Genomic DNA, 6,185 nt, shown 5'->3' with positions numbered 1-6,185 from the left:
TCCGCGGGCCGGCGTCGAACCACTGGGGGTGCTCCGCGTCGGTGACGCCCTCCGTCTTCACCCACTGGAGCCCCTCCGGGAGGTTCCGTCGGTGGTTCCGGAGGAGCCGCCGCGCCTCGGCGAGCGCGTCGTCGCGGTCGCCGAGACACACCGCGAGGCCGACGTCGGCGCGATCGTACCTGGCGGTGGCGTTGAGCAGGGTGGAGAACTCGCTGACGTCCCGTAGCTCCGTGCCGGGCTCCTCGTCGACGAGCGTGTAGGAGGTGCCGACGAGCGCCTCGATCCGGTCGGCCGGCACGCCGGAGGCGACGGCGCGCCGCATCAGTGCGGACGCGAGGATCTGTCGCTCCTCGCCGTCGAGGTCGACCCAGCGGCGCCACTCCCCGTCGCGTCTCACGTCGACGTCGAGGTCGGTCAGGAAGGCGATCGCCCCCGCCTCGTCGTTTGAGACGCCGGGGATCGTCACGTCGGAGGCGTACTCGAGCAGCTTCGGAAGCGGACGGGTCTGTCTGCCGTACAGGTCCAGGTCGGTGCGCGTCTCGATGACGCCGGCGTCGACGCCGTCGGCGACGATCGACTCGTTGGCGCCGACGAGCCCGCCGTCGGAGTCCTGCATGTCGCCGACCGCGCCGACGACCGCGAGCGCGGCGAGGTCGCGGTTGTCGCCGTCCGGGCCCTCCAGCGCCCGGGCGAGCACGTAGCTCGCGCCCGCGCCCGACAGCTCGCTCGCGCCGTCGAGTCCCTCCAGCAGGGGGTTGAGGTGGAACTCCGTGTCGCGGTCGGCCGGCTGGTGGTGGTCGGCGATCACGGGGACGAACGCGCCGCGGGTCTCGTGGTCGGCGATGACGTCGAGCTGGCCGGAGCCGAAGTCGGTGAACAGCACGACGTCGAACTCACGGGCCGCGATCCCCGCGATCGAGTCGGCGTCCAGCTGTTTCTCGAAGACGACCTCGTGGTCGATCCCGGCGCGCGCGAGCGCCGCCGACGCGATCGCGGCGCTCGTCAGCCCGTCGGCGTCGATGTGGGAGGCGAGCAGCACCCGGTCGGCGGCGCGGAGGCGGTCGGCGCAGGCGCTCGCGCGTCCGGCGAGGTCCGGCACGGGTGAGTCGGCGGCTGCCATTACCTCCCGTTGGCTCGCGATCGGGGATAAACTCACGCTTCGGTGGCAACGGCGGAGTCCTGCCCGCCGGAGCGTCACCGCCGCCTCGCCGCCGGCCGAGGCATCACTTGCCGTAACTGACGGTTATAGATATCTCGAGATATATGCACTACACACATGACACGTGGGTTCAACACCCGGAGTCTCCACGCCGGCGCCGCGGTCGACCCGGCGACCGGGTCGCGCGCGACCCCGATCCACCAGACGACCTCGTTCGTCTTCGACGACGCGGACACGGCGGCGGAGCTGTACGCGCTCCGGGCGGAGGGCCACATCTACTCCCGGCTCTCCAACCCGACCGTGGGCGTCCTCGAAGACCGGATCGCAGACTTGTCGGGCGGGACGGACGCGGTCGCGACCGGTTCGGGGATGGCCGCCTTCGACGCGATCACGACCGTGCTCGCGAGCGCGGGCGACAACGTCGTCGCCAGCTCCGAGATGTACGGCGGCACGGCCGCGTACCTCACCGGCATCGCGGACCGTCGGGGCGTGGAGGCCCGGCTCGTCGACACGCTCGACTACGAGGCGTACGCGGACGTGATCGACGAGGACACCGCCTTCGTCCACGTGGAGACGGTCGCGAACCCCTCGCTCGTCACTCCCGACTTCGAGCGACTCGCCGAGATCGCCCACGAGCACGCGGCCCCGCTCGTCGTCGACAACACGTTCGCGAGCCCGTACCTCTGTCGGCCGTTCGAGCACGGCGCCGACATCGTCTGGGAGTCGACGACGAAGTGGATCACGGGTAACGGCACCACCGTCGGCGGGATCGTCGTCGACGGCGGGCAGTTCCCCTGGGACCACCCGGACGCCGACTACGACGAGCTCGACGGGCAGTCGCCGGCGTTTCCGATCGACTTCGTCGAGCGGTTCGGCGACGCCGCCTTCGCGAACGTCGCCCGCCAGCGCGGGGTGCGCCCGACTGGCGGCCAGCAGTCCCCGTTCGACGCGTGGCAAACGATCCAGGGGCTCAACACGCTCCCGCTCCGGATGGAGCGACACTGCGAGAACGCCCGGACCGTCGCCGAGTTTCTCCGCGACGACGACCGGGTGGGCTGGGTGGCGTACCCCGGCTTCGAGGACCACCAGAGCCACGACAACGCCGCGGAGTACCTCGACGGCTTCGGCGGGATGGTCACGTTCGGCGTCGACGGCGGCTACGAGGCCGCCAAGACGTTCTGCGAGGCCGTCGACCTGACGAGCTTCCTCGCGAACGTCGGCGACGCGAAGACGCTCGTCATCCACCCGGCCTCCACCACGCACGCGCAGATGGACGAGACCCAACAGCGGCTCGCGGGCGTCTTCCCCGACATGCTCCGGCTCTCCGTCGGCATCGAGGACCCGGACGACGTGATCGCCGACCTCGACCGCGGGCTGGCGGCGGGCGAGCGCGCCGCCGCGGGTGAGGACCGATGAGCACGACGCCCTCCGACGAGGGGGTCGCCTCGCTCGGCGAGTTCGTCTTCGAGTGCGGCCAGTCGGTCCCCGACCTCGAGGTCGCCTACGAGACCCACGGCGAGTTCGACGGCGACAACGTCGTGTTAGTCTGTCACGCGCTCACCGGCAGCCAGAACGTCGCGCGCTCGCCGTCGCCGGAGCGGGACGCCGGGCAGGCGGGACAGGCCCGCGCCTGGTGGGACGACATCGTGGGACCCGGGAAGGCGATCGACACGACGGAGTACTTCGTCGTCTGCGCGAACGTCCCGGGCTCCTGTTACGGCACGACCGGCCCGACGAGCGAGCGCCCGGCCGACCTCGACCTCTCCGACGAGCCCGACCACGACCGGTGGGGGACCGCCTTCCCGCCGGTGCAGGTCGAGGACTGGGCGCGCGCGCAGCGGCGCCTGCTCGACCACCTCGGCGTGGGGCGGCTGCGCGCCGTCGTCGGCGGCAGCGTCGGCGGGATGAACGTCCTGGAGTGGGCGAAGCGGTACCCGGACGACGTCGACCGGGTCGTCGCCATCGCGACCGCCGGGCGGCTCGACGCGCAGTGCCTCGCGCTCGACGCGGTCGCCCGCCGCGCGATCCGCGCGGACCGGCACTGGAACGGCGGCGACTACTACGGCGAGGACCGCCCCTCGCCGGACGAGGGGCTCGCGTTAGCCCGCCAGATCGGTCACATCATGTACCTCTCGAAGGCCTCGATGGAGCGGAAGTTCGGCCGCCGCTCGGCGGGTCGCGACTCGCTGACCCGCGAGGACAGTGACCTCGGGCTCCCGCCGGAGCCGACGGCGGCGTTCTTCCCGTACCGGGAGGTGGAGTCGTACCTCGACTACCAGGCGGAGGGGTTCAGCGAGCGCTTCGACGCCAACAGCTACCTCTACCTCACTCGCGCGATGGACGAGTACGACCTCTCGGCGGGTCACGGCACCGACGCCGACGCGCTGGCGGCGTTCGAGGGCGAGGCGCTCCTGATGAGCTTCACCGCCGACTGGCACTTCACCGTCGAGCAGTCGTCGTCGCTGGCGGACGCCTTCCGCGACCGCGACGTCCCCGTCGCCCACCACGTGATCGACTCCGACCACGGCCACGACGCGTTCCTCGTCGAGCCCGAGCACGTCGGGCCGCCGCTCCGCGACTTCCTCGCGGAGGGGGTCGAGGGCCGGGCGGTCTCCGACGACGGCGGCGAGGGCGACGAGTCCGCGCGTCCCGAATCGGACCACGCGCCCGTGCACGCGAGCCTCTTCCGGGGATAGCGCGCTCCCATCACATCTCCTGAGGGCGATCGCCGCGCCGCCGAACATTCACTATCAATCATGCAAATGTTCATAGTTCCCGGCTCCGTGGTGTGTGAGGTATGCCCGGTGGACACTCCCAGACGCTCCGACCGTTCCTGTGGCGCGCGGAAAAACTGTACCCCGACACCGAGATCGTCTCCCGGACGCACGAGGGACGGACGCGGCACACGTACGCCGAGTACGCCGACCGGACGGCCCAACTCGCGAACGCGCTCGACGAGCGCGGGATCGAGCGCGGCGACAGGATCGCCACGTTCTGCTGGAACCACACCCGCCACTTCGAGACGTACTTCGGCGTCCCGAACACGGGCGCGCAACTCCACACGATCAACCCCCTGCTGCCGGACGAGCACATCCGGTACATCGTCGACGACGCCGAAGACGAGATCGTCTTCGTCGACCCGTCGCTCGCCCCGAAACTCGCCGCCGCGGCCGACGGCGCCGAGGAGTTCGCCGGCGTCGACTTCGTCGTCATGGGATCCGACGAGATCGACGAGCTGGACGCCACCCCCTACGAGGAGTTCGTCGCGGGCCAGCCGACCGAGTACGACTGGCCCGAGCTCGGCGGCGACCGGCCCGCCGGTCTCTGTTACACCTCCGGCACGACGGGCAGGCCGAAGGGCGTCGAGTACACCCACTCGATGCTGTGGAGCCACACCATGGCCTCCCAGACGCCGCAGGGGATCCCGATGGAGGACTCCGACGTGATCATGCCAGTCGTCCCCATGTTCCACGTCAACGCGTGGGGGATGCCGTTCACCGCGACCGCGGCGGGCGCGAAACACGTCTACCCCGGGCCGTCGCCGACGCCGGCCGACCTCGCGGCGCTGATCGAAGAGGAGGGCGTGACGGTCTCCGCCGGCGTCCCGACGGTGTGGCTGGGGCTTCGGGAGTACATCGCGGAGGGGAACGACGTCGACCTCTCGACGCTCGACACCGTGATCGTCGGCGGCGCGGCCGCCCCCCGGGCGCTGATCGAGTGGTACGACGACCGCGACGTCGAGGTGCTCCACGCGTGGGGGATGACCGAGATGTCGCCGATCGGCACCGTCTCGCACCTCACCGACGACCTCCGCGACGCCGACTACGAGACGCAGGTCGACAAGCGGTCGAAGCAGGGCCTCGTCGTCCCCGGGCTGGAGTTCGAGGTGATCGACGAGAACGGCGAGGAGATCCCGTGGGACGGGGAGGCGTTCGGCGAGCTCCGGGTCCGCGGGCCCTGGGTCACCAAGGAGTACTTCGCTCGTCCCGACGCCAGCGAGGAGGACTTCGTCGACGGCTGGCTGAAGACCGGCGACGTGGTCACCGTCGACGGGGACGGCTACATCCAGCTCGTCGACCGCACGAAGGACGTGATCAAGTCGGGCGGCGAGTGGATCTCCAGCGTCGAGTTGGAGAACGCGATCATGGCCTACGACGGCGTGAGCGAGGCGACCGTGATCGGCGTCCCCCACGAGCGCTGGCAGGAGCGACCGGTCGCGTTCGTCGTCGCGACCGACGGCGTCGACCGCGAGGCGCTCGTCGACGAGATCGAGGCCGGCCTGCGAGAGCAGTACCCCAAGTGGTGGGTGCCGGACGCCGTGGAGTTCATCGACGAGGTGCCCAAGACGGCCACCGGGAAGTTCTCGAAGAAGGACCTCCGCGAGCGGTACGCCGACCAGTCGCTCGTCGAGGGGTCGGTGCCGGAGGAGGACGCGCCCGAGCAGGAGTAGAACCGGACCGAGCGCGCTCGCCGACTGTCCTACTCGGCGTCGCGCTCGCCGACGATCCACTTGTGCGAGTAGCTCTCGCCACAGGTGCAGTGGGCGTACGCGTGGACCACGTCGCCCTCGGCGTAGAGGCCGCCGACCTCCTCGTTCTGCGCCTCCGCGAACGCGAAGACGAACCGCACGTCGTGGTCTTCGTCGGGCGCTTCCTCGGCGAACGGGCACTCCCCGCCGTCGAGCGACCGGGCGATCGTCCCCTCGGCGCCCATCGCCGTCTTCGCGAACTCCATCGCGCCCGTGCCCGTGCCGGCCTCGAACGCGGACCGGCCGGTCTCGCCGTCGAGGATCAGCCGCACGCCGTCGTCCGTCTCGGTCCCGACGTCGCGGAGTCGGGAGTCGTCGTCGAGGTACGCGTCGCTCAGGTAGAAGACGACCTCGTCGAGTCGCTCGCCGGCGAGGAACTCCTCGAGTTTGCTCATGCGGGCCGGAGGCGCGTGAACGGTAAAAGGCGTGCGAGTCGCGACGAGTCGCGGCGAGCCGTCCGACGCCAGCTCGCGTGGGATCGGGGTAACTGTTAATACG

At 70.8% G+C, this 6,185-nt stretch carries 5 protein-coding genes; 3 read left to right on the top strand and 2 right to left on the bottom strand.

Going from position 1 to position 6,185, the window contains the following annotated elements; all coding sequences use genetic code 11:
* Positions 1–1,120 (bottom strand): DHH family phosphoesterase (locus tag U4E84_RS08870; RefSeq protein WP_322531738.1); only part of this gene is annotated, 1,120 nt, incomplete at its 3' end.
* A gap of 156 nt (positions 1,121–1,276) precedes the next feature.
* Here U4E84_RS08870 and U4E84_RS08865 point away from each other — a divergent pair.
* From U4E84_RS08865 to U4E84_RS08855, 3 genes are all read left to right on the top strand, one after another.
* The gene (locus tag U4E84_RS08865) at positions 1,277–2,575 is read left to right on the top strand and encodes an O-acetylhomoserine aminocarboxypropyltransferase/cysteine synthase family protein (RefSeq protein ID WP_322531737.1); all 1,299 of its coding nucleotides are present in this window, start codon (positions 1,277–1,279) and stop codon (positions 2,573–2,575) included.
* Positions 2,572–3,855: a homoserine O-acetyltransferase gene (gene metX, locus U4E84_RS08860; RefSeq protein WP_322531736.1), complete on the top strand. Its 1,284-nt coding sequence runs from the start codon at positions 2,572–2,574 to the stop codon at positions 3,853–3,855. The genes U4E84_RS08865 and metX overlap by 4 nt, the downstream gene beginning before the upstream one ends.
* 101 nt (positions 3,856–3,956) lie before the next feature.
* Positions 3,957–5,609: a long-chain fatty acid--CoA ligase gene (locus U4E84_RS08855; protein ID WP_322531735.1), complete on the top strand. Its 1,653-nt coding sequence runs from the start codon at positions 3,957–3,959 to the stop codon at positions 5,607–5,609.
* 29 nt (positions 5,610–5,638) lie between these two features.
* Here the strand turns inward: U4E84_RS08855 and U4E84_RS08850 are convergent, their stop codons facing one another.
* Complete coding sequence (locus U4E84_RS08850; protein WP_322531734.1) at positions 5,639–6,082, bottom strand: DUF5807 family protein; 444 nt, start codon at positions 6,080–6,082, stop codon at positions 5,639–5,641.
* Positions 6,083–6,185: the final 103 nt, after the last annotated feature.

The sequence above is a fragment of the Halorubrum sp. AD140 genome (assembly GCF_034497445.1).
GTDB lineage: Archaea > Halobacteriota > Halobacteria > Halobacteriales > Haloferacaceae > Halorubrum.
This window is presented reverse-complemented; position numbering and strand designations above follow the sequence as displayed.

Coding starts and splice junctions, on each gene's coding strand:
- U4E84_RS08865 (WP_322531737.1), top strand. CDS start 1,277: ATGACACGTGGGTTCAACACCCGGAGTCTCCACGCCGGCGCCGCGGTC.
- metX (WP_322531736.1), top strand. CDS start 2,572: ATGAGCACGACGCCCTCCGACGAGGGGGTCGCCTCGCTCGGCGAGTTC.
- U4E84_RS08855 (WP_322531735.1), top strand. CDS start 3,957: ATGCCCGGTGGACACTCCCAGACGCTCCGACCGTTCCTGTGGCGCGCG.
- U4E84_RS08850 (WP_322531734.1), bottom strand. CDS start 6,082: ATGAGCAAACTCGAGGAGTTCCTCGCCGGCGAGCGACTCGACGAGGTC.